The following is a 17,785-nucleotide window of genomic DNA, read 5'->3' on the forward strand; positions in this document are numbered from 1 at the left end:
ACATGACTGCAGGCGCTAATAAATTTCTCAGAATTTATTATGGACGAGTGAAGGAATATCTCTGTATTCTTTCTGAGTCAAGCTAATTCAAAACTTTTATTTGCAGACCAGCACTGCTTGTGGTGGTCTTATTTTAGTGCCTAATTTTAACCATGTAAAATTTTATATTTTTTCCCCATTAAGTCTTGACTTTTTATTTGCAGGCTAAAGTAACGAGAATGCGGTGTGCCGTTTTTCAATGACTGATCGTTAATAAACTCTGAAAATGCCTGCATCGCCGCCTCATGATCCAGTTTGGCAATTTTGTGTACCATCAGACCAAATGGTGTATCTCCAAACTCCCTCTGGTAGTCTTCCTTACCGCCAAGTTCCGTCGTGAGAATCCGCTCTAACTCCTGATAATCTCCCTGTGTCAGCTTAATATTGTGCGTTAATTTATGAATCGCCAGTGTGTTTCCATGTTCCCCGATATATCGATTAACCTTTTCCCGATAATCCTCAAAATCATATGCCGCATCTAACTGGACACCCTCCTGCTGATCGATAATGGAATCTGTCAAATGAGTCGTGATCGTCCTGCCCCCCTGATCTTGATCCAAAAACCTCATCAGTTCCCGCAATTTCTGCCGGACGCGTTCAAATTGAAGAACATCATTTACCTTCCAAAATTCATCCGTCTGAATTTCTTGTATAAAATCAAGTTTTTCTTTTACCTGAGGAATACTGATCTTGCGCGACAGCAAACCAGCAATCTCACAAAGCACCTTTTTCGCTCTCTTAAAAGACGGCATCTGTTCCATAGAAGCCAGCATCAGACCATACATAAAATTGTCAAACCGTTTAGCCAGCTCATCTTCATCATTCAAATGCACCAGCGGCGCAATATGCTGTAAAAGTTCTCCCTTATCCCCTTCACTGATCACGTCAAAATCCGTCTCTTGTTTAAATTTCTCCACATATTGTAATTTAAGCTTTACAGAAATCAGCTTCGGATCCAACTCCACAAGCTGATTATGGCATCCCGATATCAGTTCCTTCCGCCACTCTTCATAAGTACCTTCCGCATAGCAAGCTTCCTGCGGCAGAGAAATGAGCCGGATTTGTTTTCCAAAAATATTTTCACTTAAGGATTTCGTCTCCTTCGACACAAAACCTTCTATATGTTCACGAAAATATTCAAAATTCCCACAATAATCAAAAATCAGGAAACGTCTTTTATCTGTATACTCCCCGTCTATCGGATCCATGCAGGTAAGTCCCTTGCACAAACGAGTGCCGCGTCCAATCATCTGCCAGAATTTTGCCTTAGAACGTACCTTCTTAAAAAATACAAGATTTACACATTGCGGCACATCAATCCCCGTATCCATCATATCCACCGATACCGCAATAAAAGGAGGCTTATTTTCAACCTTGAAGTCATCAATTACAGTCTGGGCGTATGCATCATCACAAATTACCCTCTGTGCAAATATCCCCTTCTTTTCCGGATAAATATTGGGATATAGCTTGTTGAAGCGTTCCAGAATAAACTCCGCATGCTTTTTATTCTGTGCAAAGATGATTGTCTTTCCAATCCGATCGCCGCCAGCCACATGAATACCACGTTCCATCAGATCCTGAAGCACCATATCTACCGTCACTTCATTAAAGATAAACTTATTCATCGCCGCAGAAGGAATAAATTCTGGCATCTGACCATCCTCCACAAAATCGTCCTCATACCGTTCCTTATCCTTATCGAATAAATCATCATACGTAATTCCTTCATCCAGAAACTTCGTCTTTACCTCATAATTATAATATGGAACCAGCACATGATCCTGATAAACAGCCGTCTCATAATCGTATGCATACGTCGGCACACCATGTTCCATTTCAAAGAAATCATACGTATTCCGATCCACATCCGTTTTCGGCGTAGACGTCAGACCAACCATGATTGCATCAAAATACTCGAAAATCGCCCGGTATTTCTTAAAAATACTGCGGTGGCTTTCGTCAATAATAATCAAATCAAAATGTGCCGGTGTAAACAAGCGGATGCCATCCTTATTTTTCGTATCATCAATCGCATTTAACATCGTCGGATAGGTTGAAAATACGATACGTGCATTCCGATCATCTTTATTGGTACACAGATTGCAAAGTGACATATCCGGCAGATAATTCTTAAAATCATCCTTTGCCTGTTTTACCAAGGCAGTCCGATCCGCCAAAAAAAGCACATTCGTCACATATTTTCCACGACTCAAAACATCCGTCAAGCTGGAAGCCGTTCTTGTTTTACCAGTTCCGGTTGCCATCACAAGCAAATGTTTCCGATAACCGCGCTGTATCTGTTCGCACACCGCCCGGATCGCTTCTTTTTGATAATAACGATCCGTGATTTTATCATCAATCGGAATCTGCATTAAATCCTTATGTTCCGAACGTCGGTTCATCATCTTCTGCAAATCATCTTTACTGAAAATGCCACTGACCGGACGCTGTGGAGAAGTCTTGTCATCCCAGAAATACGTTTCAAATCCATTCGTCGTAAACATCATCGGTCTGCGGCCAAACTTCCGCTCTAAACAATCCGCATACAGCATAACCTGTTTCCGACCAACATTCGGATCCTTGCTGGTGCGCTTCGCTTCCACCACCGCCAGAGGGCTGCCATCCTTTCCAAACAGGACATAATCACAATAAACGGCAACTTCCCCCATGTATTATAATCAACCGAGAAACGGAAACTCGGCTCATGAATCAGGGACTGCAAATTGTCCTTGTACGGCATTTGCATCGTATTATCCGCAGAATAGACCCATTTTACCGCCAATTCCAATGCCTTTCTGCATCCTACCGCGCACATTGCAGGGGCGGATGCATATACCCGTTCCGCTTCCACCACCGCTGGCACAAATAATGCATATTCTTTTGTATTCTTTAAAAATTCAAAGTTTGACATAAGATCCCCCCTATTTGGAAGTATTCTTCTTTTTCTTTGGCGCTGTCAGCTCATAGCTTAACGCAAGTAAATTTTTAATCGGCTCATCCAGCCCCGCATCCCCCAGCAAAACACTGATCCACTTCTCCTTGTTCATATGGTATGCCGGAAAATATCCTTTCTGCCCCCGCAAAGAACCTATCAGCATCGGATCACTCTTTAGATTTATAACATCTATGATATTATCATCCTCCAACCCCAGCTTACTCCCTGCAACACTCAAAACCACGCCATACCATTTATCATTATCTGCCCGACGCAGCACTGCGTTCGAATCCTTCCACGGATATTCCGCTTCCGTGCCATATCCCTGTTTTACCCATTGAAATAATTCTTCTCTTGTCATTTTGGTGAAACGCCTCGCTTTCGGTTTAAAGGTAGAATATATTTGTTATTTACAATGTTTGTGTTTGTGTAAATATGCTTTTATAGTGTAGTGTGATATTCTGTTTCAGAGACAATTTATCCTTTTACAAAAGCCACCCCAAAAGCTCTCTCTCGAACACCGCCAACGCCCGCTTCACATACTCCCTCCGCGCCGTTTCATCCACAAGTGAAACCGCACACGGATTCATCTGCTTAAAATCCGGCACTTCTGCCTCTTCGCAGTGGCGTTTTCCGTTCGGATAACACCAGGCAAACCACCAGTCCTCCGGCAGAATTATTTCCTTTTTGAGATATCTGGATGCCTCCTGCTTAAGCCCGTCGGTTATATCATCTACCTGATAGCCTTTCGAAAAGCCATCCTTGGAGCTGGCTTCTTTATCAAACAGGCAGAATCCCGCAAACAAATTGTGCTCTACCTCAATCCGAAACCAGAGTTCCAGACCTGCTTTTTGAAATTTTGCCTTTTTTACGACATAATTCAATCCAGGATAGGTGCTGTAACAATCATAAAATTTATCATGCTGTGAATCCTGATAGGAATAATATCCACTATTCTTTTCTAATTTCAAACCATATTTTTCTAAAATTGGCTGCATCTGCTGCTGAAATTCTTCAAACACCTGGCGAATCAGCCGCACCTTTGCCTTTTTCATTGATTTTTCAATCTCAATTCCGGCAAGAAATTTTTCCGGCGATTCGTACAATGCCTCCATCACTTTATCTGCCACTTTCTTCTCTCTTTCATCCGCTATGCTATGTACCGCATCCAAATATTGCTCCATGACTGCCCGAAATGGCTCTTTTAAATTTTGCAATTCACCTTCCAGCCACCGATAGATATCTTCTGCCCATGAAATACACTGGATTTGCTCTAATGGTAATAAATTTCCTCCGCCTTTCTTCTTCCGGCTGTACTCAGATGGCGGCGTTCCAAAACGGGTTAGATATATCAATCGGGAATTTTGTGCCTTCTCAAAGTAATCCGAACACTGTCCTTCCTGTTCCCCCGCATAGATTTTTACCTCGATCGGAATCTGATACTCCGCATTCCGTATGAAAATATCAATTCTTCTCTCTTTATTAATCGGGTACTCTTTGACTACCTCCGTATGCAATAGCAATGTATCGCTTACCGGATCCATTTTCAACACATCTCGGATAAACGATTTCAGAAACCGGATTCCGCAGCCATGCATTCCCTCTGGATTCAGCAGAGCGGTCAAAAAACGGCACATGATCACTTCACGGCTCTGTATCTCTAATACATCAAAAATGTTGTAGGCTGATAATTTCTTATGAAATGGTATGTTTTTACAGTTTGTATGAATTTGCGATAGTAAATCTCTATATGTTTCCATTTTTCATTCTCTGGCGATTCCCGTTTGTCTCATTTTTCATTTATAAAACGATTTCTTTTTATCTATCATACCATAAAAAAAACGGTTCTCACAGACTCTATCCAAGGCATCCCTCCAATTTTCTTCACACCAAATCATACCTTATCCTGAATTATTCCCTCTTCAAAAAATCAATGACAATTACGAAAAAATCGTCCTTTCCCTGAATCCCGGAATGGACTCTTCCTGTGATGGCATAAATCTAAGAATTTAATTGACTGGCTGATTTCAGAATAAACTTTAAAAAGAATGTGCCTTTTTGTGTAATAGAGAATTCCAAGGAATTTCCTATTACACAAAAATAGCGGCGGTCTGCACTCATCATGCAGGACCGCCGCTGAAATTGATTCTATAAAGTTACTTTCTCATAATGATCTCATCACGTCCCGGACCATTGGATACCATGGTTACCGGTACGCCAAGCTCTGCCTCGATCGTCTCGATGTAGTTGCGGCACTCTGCCGGGAGATCTTCGTATTTCTTGATTCCGCGGATATCACATTTCCAGCCCGGAAGTGTCTTCAGAACCGGTTTTGCTTTCTCCAGCTTGTAGGTTACCGGGAAGTCTTTGACAACTTCGCCGTCGATCTCGTAGCCAACGCAGATCGGGATCTCGTCCAGATATCCCAGAACATCCAGAACGGTCAGAGCCACTTCGGTTGAACCCTGGATGCGGCAGCCGTAACGGCTTGCTACTGCGTCGAACCAGCCCACACGTCTCGGACGTCCGGTGGTTGCGCCGAACTCACCCTTATCACCGCCACGACGACGAAGCTCATCTGCCTCATCACCGAAGATCTCGCTGACAAATGCACCTGCGCCGACTGCACTGGAGTATGCCTTTACAACGGTTGTGATCTCTTTGATCTCGTACGGCGGGATACCTGCGCCGATAGCGCCGTAAGCTGCCAGAGTCGAAGAAGAAGTAACCATCGGGTAAATACCGTGATCCGGGTCTTTCAGGGAACCTAACTGACCCTCAAGAAGGATGTTTTTACCATCTTTGATCGCGTCATGCAGATATGCAGATACATCGCATACATACGGCTCTACCATCTTCTTGTATTCCATCAGCTCTGCCAGAACCTCATCCGGGTTCAGCAGCGGTTTGTGGTACAGATGCTCTAACAGGACATTCTTTGTCTCGCAGACACGCTGTACTTTATCTTTCAGAGCTGCCTCGTCCTCGAACAGTTCGCTGACCTGGAAACCGATCTTCGCGTATTTGTCAGAGTAGAACGGCGCGATACCGGACTTGGTAGAACCGAAGGACTTGCCGCCCAGACGCTCTTCCTCATACGTATCAAACAGAACATGGTACGGCATCAGGATCTGTGCGCGATCCGATACCAGAATATGTGGCATCGGAACACCCTGAGATACCAGGCTTTCCAGCTCTTTTACCAGAAACGGGATGTTTAATGCCACACCATTGCCGATGATGCTGGTTGTGTGTCCGTAAAATACACCGGACGGCAGAAGGTGAAGTGCGAAACGGCCATAATTATTGATAATCGTATGACCTGCGTTGCTTCCTCCCTGAAAACGGATAATGATGTCGGATTCCTTAGCAAGCATATCGGTAATCTTACCCTTGCCTTCGTCTCCCCAGTTAGCTCCTACTATTGCTCGTACCATGAATTTTCCTCCCTCAGAAGAATATAAATACTTTTCGGCATGATCGAAAAACGATCATGCCCTCTTACTGTATAATCATACACAACTTTTCTATATAAGTAAAATCAATATTATTTATAAGCTACATAATTAACTCTTATACTATTGATGCTCACACATATGCCAGGCAATGTGATTTGAAAAACCGCTACTTTGCAGCTCCTATTTTTCTCATGTGGTTACCTTCGCCAGCTGCTTAAAAAGCTTCGCAGCCGCTGGGGACATCCAGGCTTTCTCAGCTGCCACCAGACAAAACTCACGGGATGGCATCTCTTCGTCAAATTCCAACGCAAAAACATCCCCATTTCCAAGAGCCTCCGATGCAAAATCCGACATAAGACAGCCGATTCCCAGATTCCGCTTAACAAACTGGACAATCATCTCACTGGTGGCCAGTTCAAACTCCGGCTCCAGCCGAACCCCGCGCTTTGCCAGAAACTCATCCATAAAGCGGCGCGTACTGGTATTGCGCTCCAGGAAGATGCAGGGGCAGTTCAACAGCTCTTTATATGAAAGTTTTCTGCCCTTTAACTGGGCTGCGTATTTGGGTCCGGCTATAAACACATTGCGGATCTCCTGAACCGGAAAACTCTTTACCGCCTGCTTGGTCTCAAAAGGTGTGCTGACAATACCGAAATCAATGTGTCCCTGATAGAGTGCTTCAAGGGTCTCGGGCGTCGGACCGTTTGAAACCGTCACCTTGATATTCGGATACTGCTCATGAAATTGTTCCAGATATGGAAGCAGATAAAACTGGAGTGTCATATCGCTCGCGCCAATGCGGATCTCGCCCGTTTCCAGGTCCTTCATGCGCCGCAACATCGTCTCCCCGTCCTGTATCGCATCAATTCCCCGTCTGACATACGACAGAAGCAATTCTCCCTCGCTCGTCAGCTTCACGCCGCGCGATGTCCGCAAAAAAAGGCGGCAGCCAAGCGCGGTCTCCAGTTGTCGGACCGCCTGGCTGACCGCCGGCTGGGAAATGCAGAGTGCCTCTGCGGCCGCCGTGATGCCGCCGCATTCGCACACGCTGCAAAATACCCGGTAATACTCCAGATTCACACTTCCATGTAAATCCTGTTTAGACATTAATCTCTGCTTTCACGCCCAGATCTTCTTTATTTGCATCCAGAATCGGCTGGATTACCTCTGCCAAGAACTCATCTACCTGCTCTTTTGCACGGCCGGTGTAGCGCTCCGGTTTCATCGCTGCTTTCAGGTCATCTAAGGACAGATTAAACGCCGGATCCGCTGCAATCAGCTCGAGAAGGTTGTTATCCAGACCTTTCTCTTTCACATTCTTTCCAGCTTCCATCGACAGAGTACGGATCTTCTCATGCAGTTCCTGACGGTCACCGCCTGCCTTTACTGCATCCATCATGATATTCTCGGTTGCCATGAACGGAAGCTCTGCCATCATGTGTTTCTCGATAACCTTCGGATATACAACCAGACCGTCAACGACATTCAGGTACAGATCCAGAATACCATCAATTGCAAGGAAGCCTTCCGGAACACTCAGACGCTTGTTCGCAGAATCATCCAATGTACGCTCAAACCACTGGGTAGATGCAACCAGCATCGGGTTCATCACGTCTGCCATCACGTAGTTAGCCAGGGAAGCCATACGCTCGCTTCTCATAGGATTTCTCTTATATGCCATAGCGGAGGAACCGATCTGATTCTTCTCGAAAGGCTCTTCTACTTCTTTCAGATGCTGAAGAAGACGGATATCGTTGGAGAATTTATGGGCACTCTGTGCAATACCGGCAAGAACATTTAATACACGTGTATCCTGCTTACGAGAATAGGTCTGTCCGGATACCGGATAGCAGCCATCAAAACCCATCTTCTCCGCGATCATCTGATCTACCTTGCGGCACTTTGCATGATCCCCATCAAAGAGCTCCAGGAAGCTTGCCTGTGTACCGGTTGTTCCCTTGGAGCCAAGGAGACGTAAGGATCCAAGCACATAATCCAGATCATCCAGATCCTGCTTGAGCTCCATCATCCACAGAGTTGCACGCTTGCCGACGGTGGTCGGCTGTGCCGGCTGGAAATGGGTAAATGCCAGGGTCGGCTGTGCTTTATATTTATCAGCAAATTTAGCCAGCTCATCCAGAACACTGATCAGTTTCTTACGTACCAGCTTCAGGGCTTCTGTCATAATGATGATATCGGTGTTGTCTCCTACGTAGCAGGAAGTTGCACCCAGATGGATGATTCCTTTTGCTGTCGGGCACTGTACGCCGTACGCATACACATGAGACATAACATCGTGGCGCACCAGTTTCTCACGCTCTTTAGCAACATCAAAATTGATTTCATCCTTATGTGCTTTCAATTCATCGATCTGCTCCTGCGTAATCGGAAGGCCAAGCTCCTTCTCCGTCTCTGCCAGCGCAATCCAAAGTCTTCTCCAGGTGCGGAACTTCTTGTCCGGAGAGAAAATATACTGCATCTCCTTGCTTGCATAGCGCTCGGAAAGAGGGCTTACATATCTGTCGTACATGGCTAATTTACCTCGCTTTCTTTTTTCAGGGTATGGAAAATAGTCTCTTTCGCAGCCATTTGAAGGCGTCACCGACACTTTTTCTCAATATCCTACCTGCAAATTATAATACAGGCACTTTTCAAAATCAATCACTTTTCGCTGTTCCGGCTGCAGCTCTTTCGTTCTTGGTTACTGTTCACGCATACATTCCCAATAACGGAATTTGCCACAGTAACCGTTCCTGCTCTTCCATTCATCATTCATGCCCGGCCAAACGTTTTTCCTGCCGCAAACAGTCACTCTCCTTCTGATTCCACCCGTTCGTGCAGGATTTCCAGCTCTCCGGTCTTCAGATGCAGACGGATTTTCGTGGAAGTTCCCGTTTTTTCTGTCGCTCCGTATGTTTCCCCGGCATTTTCCCGTTCAACTGTTCTCTTCTCCTGCCAGTCTGCAGGCGCTTCCTCCGCCCCATTCTCTGCTCTTTCCCCCTCCGGCAGTTCATACTCGATCACATCCATCTCTCGGATCGACCAGATCCGTTCCCGCATCTTCCATATACTCGCCAGGTACATGGATACAGCCAGTGCAAGTCCATACAGAAAATACCTCTGCCTCCGCTTCCTCCGCCAGCGGACGCGTTTCAGATAGCGGCGAATCTTCCGTTTTTGATATTTAAACAGCTTTCTGCTTTGCGGCATTGATTTTTGTGCATTTCTATGTTTCTCTGACATCTGCATTCCTCCCGCAGGTGCCTCTCCATTTTTACTATAACAAATAGAAAAAAATCTGTAAAGATGATGCGGCTCACAGGCAGGGCTTTTCCGAACTGAAAGTTGTGGTTTTTAGGCAGTTTATTTTTTCTCATGATACGCTTTTTCTGTATTCACACTCCAGATATGCTCCTTATCCGCACTTCCCGCCAGAAGGAGATCCACTGCACAAAATGCTGTCATCATCGAATGATCCATGTTATTGTAGCGATGCTGTCCATTCCGTCCGATACACAACAGATTTTCGATTTTATTCAACCATGCAGTCAATTCACCCATCCGGTCATAGGTGCCAAAATAAGCTGGGTATGCTTTCTTTACTTTCTCGATATGAAAATCAAGAATTTCCAGAAAACCAAATCTATAATTTATCACATAAGCCGTCAAAAGCACCCCCAGAAAGCCAGCGCTGATCGCCCAGTCTCTCTTTTTTTCTTTCATGACAACACCCAACCTTCCAGCCATTCCAGCCACTGCTCGGCAAATTCCTGTTTTACCGGATATCCAGACAGCACCGGATAGAAAAGAAGGAACGCGCCGATCACTGCTGCAAGATACAGCAGCGCTGCTTTCCTGGTTCGTTTCGGATCTCTTTCCCAGAAAAAATGCAGACAATTTCCCAGCATTAAAATCTGTATCATACTGCACGCAAAATACTGATAGATAAACACGGTTCTGTGGATAAATAACCACGGAAACAGCATAGAAGCATAGGAAATGCACAGATATCCCGCTATTTTATCCTGTCGAATCTGCCACAGGTATATAGTATAAAATAGCGCCGGAATTGCCGACCACCAGATTACCGGGTTTCCAAAAGTTGAAACCACACTGATTTTACCAGACTTAAGCGACGTGTATGCATCCAGAAGCGGTCGTTTAATCCAGGCCCACTCATACCATTCAGAGGCATATGGATGTTCAAACACCGTTTTCTCATGGTAATGAAGCATAAGCTGCTGATTTTCCCACATAGTCTGGAAAACATTTCCATTTCCCATACCATTTCCATAAGAAAGATAGGATGCAACGTAAATCACTGCCGGAATCAAAATGTATGCAACGATACAGATGACAGACAGCCCCGCCAGGTAACTTATCGCCGCCTGTCCAGACATTCCCTTTCTGGTCCGTGCCGCAGCTGTCCCATATTCCTGGAACAAAAATGTAAAAAAGAGGACTGCAATCCCCGCGCAGGCATATACCCCTGTCCACTTCGATGCCATCGCCGCTCCAGCTGCCATGCCATTTAAAATCATCAGACACACCGTTTTCCAGCTGCATCCCATTTTCAGGTCATCCACACCAGATACATCAGATAAAAGGTAAGCAGGATAAAAAATCCCACTATCACATCAATGGTTCCGATTCTTGACAATGTAAAGTGCATGAAATCAAAGACTATCAACAGTGCTGCAAATGAGGCAATCCATGTACTCCGGCTGATTTTCCGCATAAACGCATAGCTGACCGGCACCATCAGGATGCCAAACAGAGCGCATACACACCGCCATCCAAACGGCGTCATTCCAAATACGCGGATTCCCAGACTCATCCACCATTTTCCAAGCGGTGGGTGCGTTGTCTCATAAATTGTACGCCCTTCTACTATCTCATTTGCCGTTCTGGCATGGTAAACCTCATCAAACATACTTTGGTATTCATAGGTTGTATCCGCCGGAAACAATTCCTGCTCATCAAATGCCTCTGGATAATCATCTGCATTGGATGGAAGGATCGGATTTCCATCCGGATCCAGAAGAACGATTTCCAGAACCTCTGCACTCTCATCCATCGACACGATCCCTAGTTCGTAAGTGCGGTAATGAATTTCCACTGGATTCCAGCAGTATACGGATAACAATTCTGTCTCTTCCCCGATGGCATCCCAGCCATCTCCCTCGGCATTCGGAACCGAGCATACAAAATGTCTCTTCTCCTTTCCACCCAGATAAACCTGCGCTTCTGAGATAGTCACACTTCCATCAAACCGAAGCACCATCTCATTTCCGTGGCTATCATTTTTTTCAAATTCATACGCAGTCTGCGGCGCCTTCATGCTTCCAAGATTCACAAATGCCATCACAACAAAAAGAACTGTCAATCCTGCTGCCATACACCAGTCACGGCCGGACCAGGCGCGCCGGTCTTTTCCGACTCTGTGTTCTTTTCACAGGATTTTATTCCCAAGCTCTTCCCGGCATCTGTTTTTTCACTCCCCGTCATTCGTTTTGATGCGCAACGTGCCGCTTTTGCTTCATCCAGCTCGACTCTCGATTCAGGAATCTGACATTTTTCATGTATTATTCCAACATAAGAAGCAATTCCATATACACAGGTTCCCACACCCAGTACCGCAAAAAACATCAGCATCAGCGGATAAAATTCATCTCCCGGACTGCACTGTCCGAAACGCTCTCCGGTGATATCCCGCGCCCAGAGTATGCCAGTTCCCGCAACCGTGAGAAGAATTCCAATTTTTTTGAATCTTTCTATTCCAAGGCGCGCTCTGAAGTGCTCTATCCACGAACTGCCCATGAAAAGAATCAATACCGCCAGCCAGATAAAAAGCATCCGCTTTTTTCCCTGTGAAAGAACAGATAATACCGGGATCGGATTCCAGATATAAAGATACAAGCATTCCCACACTGATTCCCGGCTTCCGTTTTTCCCGGACAAAATATATAAAAGTCCGGCTGTCACCAGATCCATTGCCATGACTTCCAGGAAGCCATGAACCTCCTGATTAGAAATGGCAAAGAATACAAAGCGCGTAATCAGATACCCGGCCGCTGCTTTCCAGCAAAGCCTTCCCGCCATCCCCCGCTTTTTCTTTTCCTCATACAGCCAGATGACAGTCAGGCACGCCGTAATGGCGATACAGTAAGCTGATTTCATTCTGGCACCTCCTTTAACGACTTTTTAAGCGCTCCATTTCGGTGGCACTCCCCTCAGGCACGCCGTTTCTTTCTCATCGCTCTAACTTATATACTCCCGGGTTCCTCCCTGCACATACGCAGGAAAGAGCTCGAGAGTATATGAATCTGTTTCCATCATCCTATATGCAGGAGAGCAAAAACAAGGTTAAATTATAGATGATTGTAATCGCCCCAAATCTGAACTTGGCCGATTATTTTCACTTCGTACTCTTAGTTTCAGATTGATCACGGATCTGTTGGCTGCGTTGTTGGCTGCGACGGCTCCGTTGTTGGCTGCGACGGCTCCGTTGTTGGCTGCGGCGGCTCCGTTGTTGTATCCCTTCCGTCTCTTCCGGCTGGGTCGGTTTCACGGTCGACGTCGGGTTTTCGGTCGGTTCTTTCGTCGCCGGTGCATCACTCGGTACCACACTCGGCGTTTCACTTCCACCGCCTCCAGAATGTCTGCGTTCTTTGGATGTTCTGGAATTCAGCTTCGGTGTATCGGCATTGGTCGTCTCTAAGATGGTCATCGTTCCGTCTTCTGCCACTTTTACTTCAAAGCTTCTCGCTGGTCTCGGCTTGCGGCCGCCGAACGATGTGCCATCGTTTTCAAACGTATAAGGAATTCCGTTGATACTGACAACGCCCGTTGCCATCTCTCCACTGTCCGGTGTGCCAAAATAATAGGTTTTTCCATTGATCCATACGACACCGCTGACCATTTCTCCCGACGCCGTACAGAAATACTGTTTGTCCCCGTCTTTTACCCAGCCGATCTGCGGTGCTCCCTGTTCTTTCAGGTAATACCATTTTCCATCGATCTGCTGCCAGCCTGTCTGCACCTGTCCGTTTAGGATGTAGGCTCTTGCACTTCCTGTACCTATCCATTCGGCAAAAGCCGGTCCGGCATACAAGCCCATGATCAAAACGGCACTGAGTGCGCAGGCACCCACCTTCATCCATTTGCGTTTTCTCATCCTCATACCTCCTCGTATTTTTATTAATCGAAAAGCTGTCTTTCATGTATTTTTTATTTTTAATTCTGGAGTTTTTCTTCTTTTTCACGGTTTCAAGCTTTTCTTGTTGTATTCATCTTATCATTTGTTTTATTTTTCTACAATTCACACTGCACAAGATGTCATTTTTTTACACAAGATGTAAAAAAATGATACACTAACCTTGACAAATTGATTTTCAGAAGCCTTCATCCACAAACACAAGGGCAGGAAAGGTTCCAGAAATGAAAACCCCGGCTGTGAGTGGATAAACTTACTCACAGCCGGGGTTTCATTTTCACATCTGTATAAAATCTCTTAGCCGATCACATCCGCCATATCATACCGTCCTTCCGGCTTTCCTGCCAGGAATTTGGCTGCCTGTACCGCACCCTTTGCGAAAATCGCCTTGGAATAAGCTGTATGATTAAAGGTAATCACCTCATCCTGACCAGCGAAAATGACATCGTGTTCGCCTACGATTGTGCCGCCGCGGATCGCCTGAATACCAATCTCCTTCGCATCACGTTTCTCACGTGTAGCGGAACGATCGTATTTGTAATGGTATGTATTGCCCATCGCCTCGTTGATCGAATCTGCCAGCGCAATCGCCGTACCGCTCGGAGCATCCACCTTCTGATTGTGGTGTTTCTCCAGAATCTCAATATCAAATCCAGCCGGAGCCAGAATCTGCGCTGCTTCTTTCAGAAGCTTTAAGAGCATATTGATACCAAGAGACATATTTGCAGAGCGAAGAACAGCTGTCTTCTCTGCCGTCTCTTCTACCTTTGCCAGCTGTACCTCGGAAAGTCCTGTCGTACACAGAACAACCGGCATTTTCTTCTCTGCACACCAGTCGAGAAGTTCATCGACAGCTGCTGCATTGGAAAAATCAATCACAACATCCGCTTCTACCTTGCATTCGTTCAGAGACGCAAAAACCGGATAATCATTTTTCTGCTCGGTTCTCATATCAATACCCGCAACGATAGAGATCTCCTCGTCCTTCGCTGCAATTCCGGAAATAACCTGTCCCATGGCGCCGTTGCAGCCATGCATAATTGCTCGTACCATCTGTTAAAACCTCATTTCCCTATCTCATCCTAATTTTAACGGTTCTTATCACTCTTTCAGGCTGATTCCGTAATTTACCAGTTCTCTTCTCAGACGATCGCGGTTTGCCGGTTCCATATCCACTAACGGTTTACGGAACGGACCCACTTCCTCGCCCATCATGTTCATCGCTTCCTTAACCGGAATCGGGTTTACCTCGCAGAACAGCGCCTCAATCAGTGGAATTGCATCTATCTGCATCTGTCTTGCCTTCGCTACATCGCCAGCCTTGAATGCCGCGCACATATCATGTACCTGACGCGGTGCCACGTTGGATAATACGGAGATAACGCCCTTTGCGCCCAGTGCCATCATCGGAACCGTCTGGTCGTCGTTGCCGGAGTAAATATCTACTGTTCCGCCTGACAGGCTTGCAATCTGTGCGATCGCGGAGAAATTGCCGCTTGCTTCTTTGACACCGACGATGTTCTCATATTCCTTGCACAGTGCCACGATCGTCTCCGGGGTGATATTGACGCCGGTACGGCTCGGTACATTGTACAGAAGGATCGGAAGATCAACTGCCTTTGCGACCTCTGAGAAATGAACCTTTAAACCCTTCTGGGTTGATTTATTGTAATACGGGGATACGAGCAGAAGTCCGTCTGCGCCTGCCTTTTTCGCTTCGGTAGACAGATATACCGCTGTCTCTGTGCAGTTGGAACCAGTTCCTGCTACAACCGGGATTCTCTTATTTACGACCTGGCATACGAAACGGATCACCTCGATGTGCTCCTCATGGCTTAATGTAGCCGCCTCGCCGGTCGTACCGCAGGCGATAATACAGTCTGTACCGCCAGCGATCTGTTCTTCTACGATCTGCTCCAGTTTCTCATAATTTACGCTTCCATCCTCATGAAATGGCGTTACCAGCGCTACGCCTGCTCCTTCAAAAATAGACATTTTGTTTCCTCCTTATTCTTTTGCACGATGGCTGAGTTTCTATTCCAGAGTCCGTTTCTGTCCCCGCTTCAAACGAATGTTTGTTTGCAGCCTGTCGGTCCTGAGCGTACAAAAAGCTGGCACAATGGCCAGCTCTATGAATTCAAATCCAAACTCCCAGTAGCTCCCCATCTGTCGATGACAGTTACAGAATTCTTCATCCTGCACCCAGGAACTGCAGATACAGGCGCCGCAGCCCTTCGGCGTATCATCCTTTCAGCTGTCTTCTCCTGCACCTGCCGCATCCGACCGCTTACTGATAATCAACGCAACCTCTACTTGTTTTTTCTATCTTAGCATTACTTTGAATACTTGTCAACCGTTCATGCACGCATGATGTTACTGTTCACGCATACGTGCCCAGTAACGGAATTTGCCGTGGCTTCGCATTCAAATACGGCAAATTCCTGCTGCCACCATGTTTTCTTACGGCACTTTCGGTTCCAAAAGTGCCTACCCGTGAACAGTAACGGCATGATCGTTTGACGGCTTCAGGCATTCCAGGCGCGTCACCTCGTCTGCATGCTCCTCTGCCCCAGCCGGGCATACTTTTCCGGTCAGAATCAGATCGACATTCTCCTCGCGCGCTGCCAGCAGTGTTTCCAGAGCATCGTCTCCGACCAGTTTCTGATCTAACACCCCAAGAAATTCATCCAGAATCAGCATATCGCATTCGCCGGTACAGAGTACTTTTTTTGCAAAATTATACCCGTTCTGAATATTGCAGAGCTCTTCCTTTTTGCCTTCTTCAGAGAGATTTTCATAATACTCATTCTGTTTTTCAAATCGGAATACTTTAAATGCCGGCTCCAGCTGTTTTAACCCATCTGCTGTCTCATGACTCAGCACTCCCTTTAAGAATTGTATCATAATTACCTTCCGGCCGTGCATGGCTGCACTGACACCACGTCCCAGTGCCATCGCTGTTTTTCCCATCCCGGTGCCGAAGATGATATGAACTTTCCCCTTTTTCATTTCCCTCTCCTCTTTCTGTGCCTCCCGCTGCGCTGGCGCACAGACTGTCTTTCCTGATGTCTTTTTACACACAGGCCTGTGTGTTTTATTTCTATCCATCCAATAATCGTTTTACGAATTCTGTAAACTGCCTTATTCTAGCATATTTTATCTGTTTTGGCAAGCTATGGCAAAACCAGCCATTTATCATGTCCTATCGATTGCATAACCGGCTTCAAAATTTGCTGTAACATCCTAAACCTATCCTATTCTTCCACGCACTCCAGCTTGCTGACCGACACCTCGTATGCCACACGTTTCTCGCACTCTGTCTCGCTCAGTTTCTTCGTATATTCACGGCTCTGCACGCGCCCCCACACGCACACGTGGCTTCCCACGCCAAATCCGGACGCATAGCGGGCATTTCTACCCCACGCAATACACGGTATGTAATCGGATTTTCCATACGGACGGTTGACCGCCAGCAGCATATCGGCAATCTCGCGTCCCAGCGGTGTTTTCCGGTAGATCGGCTCCTTGCAGATATAGCCTTCCAGAAAAATCTGGTTGGTTTTGGTGTAATCCGTAAATTCTTCCAGGAAATGAATCTCACGGACAAACACAGACAACACCAGACGGTTTTTCGCGCCCTCATGACGGTTGTAGGAACGGAACTGGCCGATCGCCTCCATCGTCATTCCGCGGTAGTCTTTCGATACATCCAGAAGCCGTTCTGAAATCATGAGTGGAATCACGTCCACCTGATCGCTCAGACGGCTGACTGCCAGGTCTGCGATATAAAATCCTTCCCCGAATACTTCGTGCTGAATGTAAATTCCGATACGACCTCACCAATCACGCTAACCTTGTTGTTTTCAATCATTTTTTCCGACATAGTATCTCTCTCCTCTTCTTTTTTGCAGTTTTTCACGGCAGGTTCTTGGAGTCCTGCTTCTTACTGTATATATGTATGAGGGGAATGACCGTTTTAGAAGAAGAAGTGAGGGGGAAATTTCGACAGGGTGGGGGACATGAATCGACAGAGGGAATGGGATCGGCAGAGGGAATGGGATCGGCAGAGGGACGGAAACGGCGGGGCGCGTCGTTTCCTGGATGTCTCTTGCTTGAATATACGAAAAGGAGCAG

Annotated in this window: 15 protein-coding genes, 1 pseudogene and 1 riboswitch; all 16 genes and pseudogenes read right to left on the bottom strand. The window is 46.2% G+C overall.

From position 1 onward, the window contains the following. Positions 1–146: 146 nt before the first annotated feature. The 16 genes and pseudogenes from DWX76_RS10250 to DWX76_RS10330 all read right to left on the bottom strand — a co-directional run bounded on the left by DWX76_RS10250 (position 147) and on the right by DWX76_RS10330 (position 17,534). Positions 147–2,711, bottom strand: a complete 2,565-nt coding sequence (locus DWX76_RS10250) for a DEAD/DEAH box helicase family protein (RefSeq protein ID WP_412694048.1) — start codon at positions 2,709–2,711, stop codon at positions 147–149. A gap of 252 nt (positions 2,712–2,963) precedes the next feature. Next, positions 2,964–3,338: an MmcQ/YjbR family DNA-binding protein gene (locus DWX76_RS10255; RefSeq protein ID WP_118570608.1), complete on the bottom strand. Its 375-nt coding sequence runs from the start codon at positions 3,336–3,338 to the stop codon at positions 2,964–2,966. Positions 3,339–3,462: 124 nt separating this feature from the next. Next, entirely contained in the window at positions 3,463–4,737 is a 1,275-nt protein-coding gene (locus tag DWX76_RS10260) for a PD-(D/E)XK nuclease family protein (RefSeq protein WP_118570609.1), read from the bottom strand. 396 nt (positions 4,738–5,133) lie between these two features. Then, entirely contained in the window at positions 5,134–6,414 is a 1,281-nt protein-coding gene (locus DWX76_RS10270) for an adenylosuccinate synthase (RefSeq protein ID WP_118522437.1), read from the bottom strand. A 210-nt stretch (positions 6,415–6,624) separates the two neighbouring features. Continuing rightward, positions 6,625–7,542 carry a LysR family transcriptional regulator gene (locus tag DWX76_RS10275; protein ID WP_118481727.1) on the bottom strand — a complete coding sequence of 306 codons (918 nt, stop codon included), beginning with the start codon at positions 7,540–7,542 and terminating at the stop codon, positions 6,625–6,627. Next, positions 7,535–8,965, bottom strand: a complete 1,431-nt coding sequence (purB, locus tag DWX76_RS10280; protein WP_107001528.1) for an adenylosuccinate lyase — start codon at positions 8,963–8,965, stop codon at positions 7,535–7,537. Before purB ends, DWX76_RS10275 begins: the two co-directional genes overlap by 8 nt. A 278-nt stretch (positions 8,966–9,243) precedes the next feature. Beyond that, a complete protein-coding gene (locus DWX76_RS10285; protein WP_118472488.1) occupies positions 9,244–9,678 on the bottom strand; it encodes a hypothetical protein in 435 nt (144 codons plus the stop codon). Between the two features lie 120 nt (positions 9,679–9,798). Further along, positions 9,799–10,182 carry a hypothetical protein gene (locus DWX76_RS10290; RefSeq protein WP_147353133.1) on the bottom strand — a complete coding sequence of 128 codons (384 nt, stop codon included), beginning with the start codon at positions 10,180–10,182 and terminating at the stop codon, positions 9,799–9,801. Then, positions 10,155–11,006 (bottom strand): hypothetical protein, encoded by an 852-nt coding sequence (locus DWX76_RS10295; RefSeq protein WP_118570610.1) that lies wholly within the window; start codon positions 11,004–11,006, stop codon positions 10,155–10,157. The genes DWX76_RS10290 and DWX76_RS10295 overlap by 28 nt, the downstream gene beginning before the upstream one ends. Before the next feature lie 2 nt (positions 11,007–11,008). Further along, positions 11,009–11,821: a phospholipid carrier-dependent glycosyltransferase gene (locus DWX76_RS10300; RefSeq protein WP_207664894.1), complete on the bottom strand. Its 813-nt coding sequence runs from the start codon at positions 11,819–11,821 to the stop codon at positions 11,009–11,011. After that, a complete protein-coding gene (locus DWX76_RS10305) occupies positions 11,818–12,615 on the bottom strand; it encodes a hypothetical protein (protein WP_118570612.1) in 798 nt (265 codons plus the stop codon). Before DWX76_RS10305 ends, DWX76_RS10300 begins: the two co-directional genes overlap by 4 nt. A 238-nt stretch (positions 12,616–12,853) precedes the next feature. Then, complete coding sequence (locus DWX76_RS10310; protein ID WP_182429771.1) at positions 12,854–13,612, bottom strand: hypothetical protein; 759 nt, start codon at positions 13,610–13,612, stop codon at positions 12,854–12,856. A gap of 336 nt (positions 13,613–13,948) precedes the next feature. Then, positions 13,949–14,704: a 4-hydroxy-tetrahydrodipicolinate reductase gene (dapB, locus tag DWX76_RS10315; protein ID WP_107001533.1), complete on the bottom strand. Its 756-nt coding sequence runs from the start codon at positions 14,702–14,704 to the stop codon at positions 13,949–13,951. 48 nt (positions 14,705–14,752) lie between these two features. Continuing rightward, a complete protein-coding gene (gene dapA, locus DWX76_RS10320) occupies positions 14,753–15,646 on the bottom strand; it encodes a 4-hydroxy-tetrahydrodipicolinate synthase (protein ID WP_107001534.1) in 894 nt (297 codons plus the stop codon). A 152-nt stretch (positions 15,647–15,798) separates the two neighbouring features. Further along, positions 15,799–15,971, bottom strand: a riboswitch (Lysine riboswitch). A 167-nt stretch (positions 15,972–16,138) separates the two neighbouring features. Continuing rightward, positions 16,139–16,660, bottom strand: a complete 522-nt coding sequence (locus DWX76_RS10325) for a cob(I)yrinic acid a,c-diamide adenosyltransferase (RefSeq protein WP_117795172.1) — start codon at positions 16,658–16,660, stop codon at positions 16,139–16,141. Positions 16,661–16,905: 245 nt separating this feature from the next. Beyond that, positions 16,906–17,534, bottom strand: a pseudogene (locus DWX76_RS10330) (single-stranded DNA-binding protein). Positions 17,535–17,785 lie beyond the last annotated feature (251 nt).

The organism is Clostridium sp. AF21-20LB (assembly GCF_003478795.1).
Lineage (GTDB): Bacteria > Bacillota > Clostridia > Lachnospirales > Lachnospiraceae > Otoolea > Otoolea fessa.

What these genes read in the sequence shown, in the direction of transcription:
- purB (WP_107001528.1), bottom strand. Translation starts at nt 8,965, where the DNA reads ATGTACGACAGATATGTAAGCCCTCTTTCCGAGCGCTATGCAAGCAAG.
- DWX76_RS10310 (WP_182429771.1), bottom strand. Translation starts at nt 13,612, where the DNA reads ATGAGAAAACGCAAATGGATGAAGGTGGGTGCCTGCGCACTCAGTGCC.
- DWX76_RS10305 (WP_118570612.1), bottom strand. Translation starts at nt 12,615, where the DNA reads ATGAAATCAGCTTACTGTATCGCCATTACGGCGTGCCTGACTGTCATC.
- DWX76_RS10285 (WP_118472488.1), bottom strand. Translation starts at nt 9,678, where the DNA reads ATGTCAGAGAAACATAGAAATGCACAAAAATCAATGCCGCAAAGCAGA.
- DWX76_RS10255 (WP_118570608.1), bottom strand. Translation starts at nt 3,338, where the DNA reads ATGACAAGAGAAGAATTATTTCAATGGGTAAAACAGGGATATGGCACG.
- DWX76_RS10290 (WP_147353133.1), bottom strand. Translation starts at nt 10,182, where the DNA reads ATGGCTGGAAGGTTGGGTGTTGTCATGAAAGAAAAAAAGAGAGACTGG.
- dapA (WP_107001534.1), bottom strand. Translation starts at nt 15,646, where the DNA reads ATGTCTATTTTTGAAGGAGCAGGCGTAGCGCTGGTAACGCCATTTCAT.
- DWX76_RS10275 (WP_118481727.1), bottom strand. Translation starts at nt 7,542, where the DNA reads ATGTCTAAACAGGATTTACATGGAAGTGTGAATCTGGAGTATTACCGG.
- DWX76_RS10270 (WP_118522437.1), bottom strand. Translation starts at nt 6,414, where the DNA reads ATGGTACGAGCAATAGTAGGAGCTAACTGGGGAGACGAAGGCAAGGGT.
- DWX76_RS10295 (WP_118570610.1), bottom strand. Translation starts at nt 11,006, where the DNA reads ATGGGATGCAGCTGGAAAACGGTGTGTCTGATGATTTTAAATGGCATG.
- DWX76_RS10260 (WP_118570609.1), bottom strand. Translation starts at nt 4,737, where the DNA reads ATGGAAACATATAGAGATTTACTATCGCAAATTCATACAAACTGTAAA.
- DWX76_RS10325 (WP_117795172.1), bottom strand. Translation starts at nt 16,660, where the DNA reads ATGAAAAAGGGGAAAGTTCATATCATCTTCGGCACCGGGATGGGAAAA.
- dapB (WP_107001533.1), bottom strand. Translation starts at nt 14,704, where the DNA reads ATGGTACGAGCAATTATGCATGGCTGCAACGGCGCCATGGGACAGGTT.
- DWX76_RS10250 (WP_412694048.1), bottom strand. Translation starts at nt 2,711, where the DNA reads ATGGGGGAAGTTGCCGTTTATTGTGATTATGTCCTGTTTGGAAAGGAT.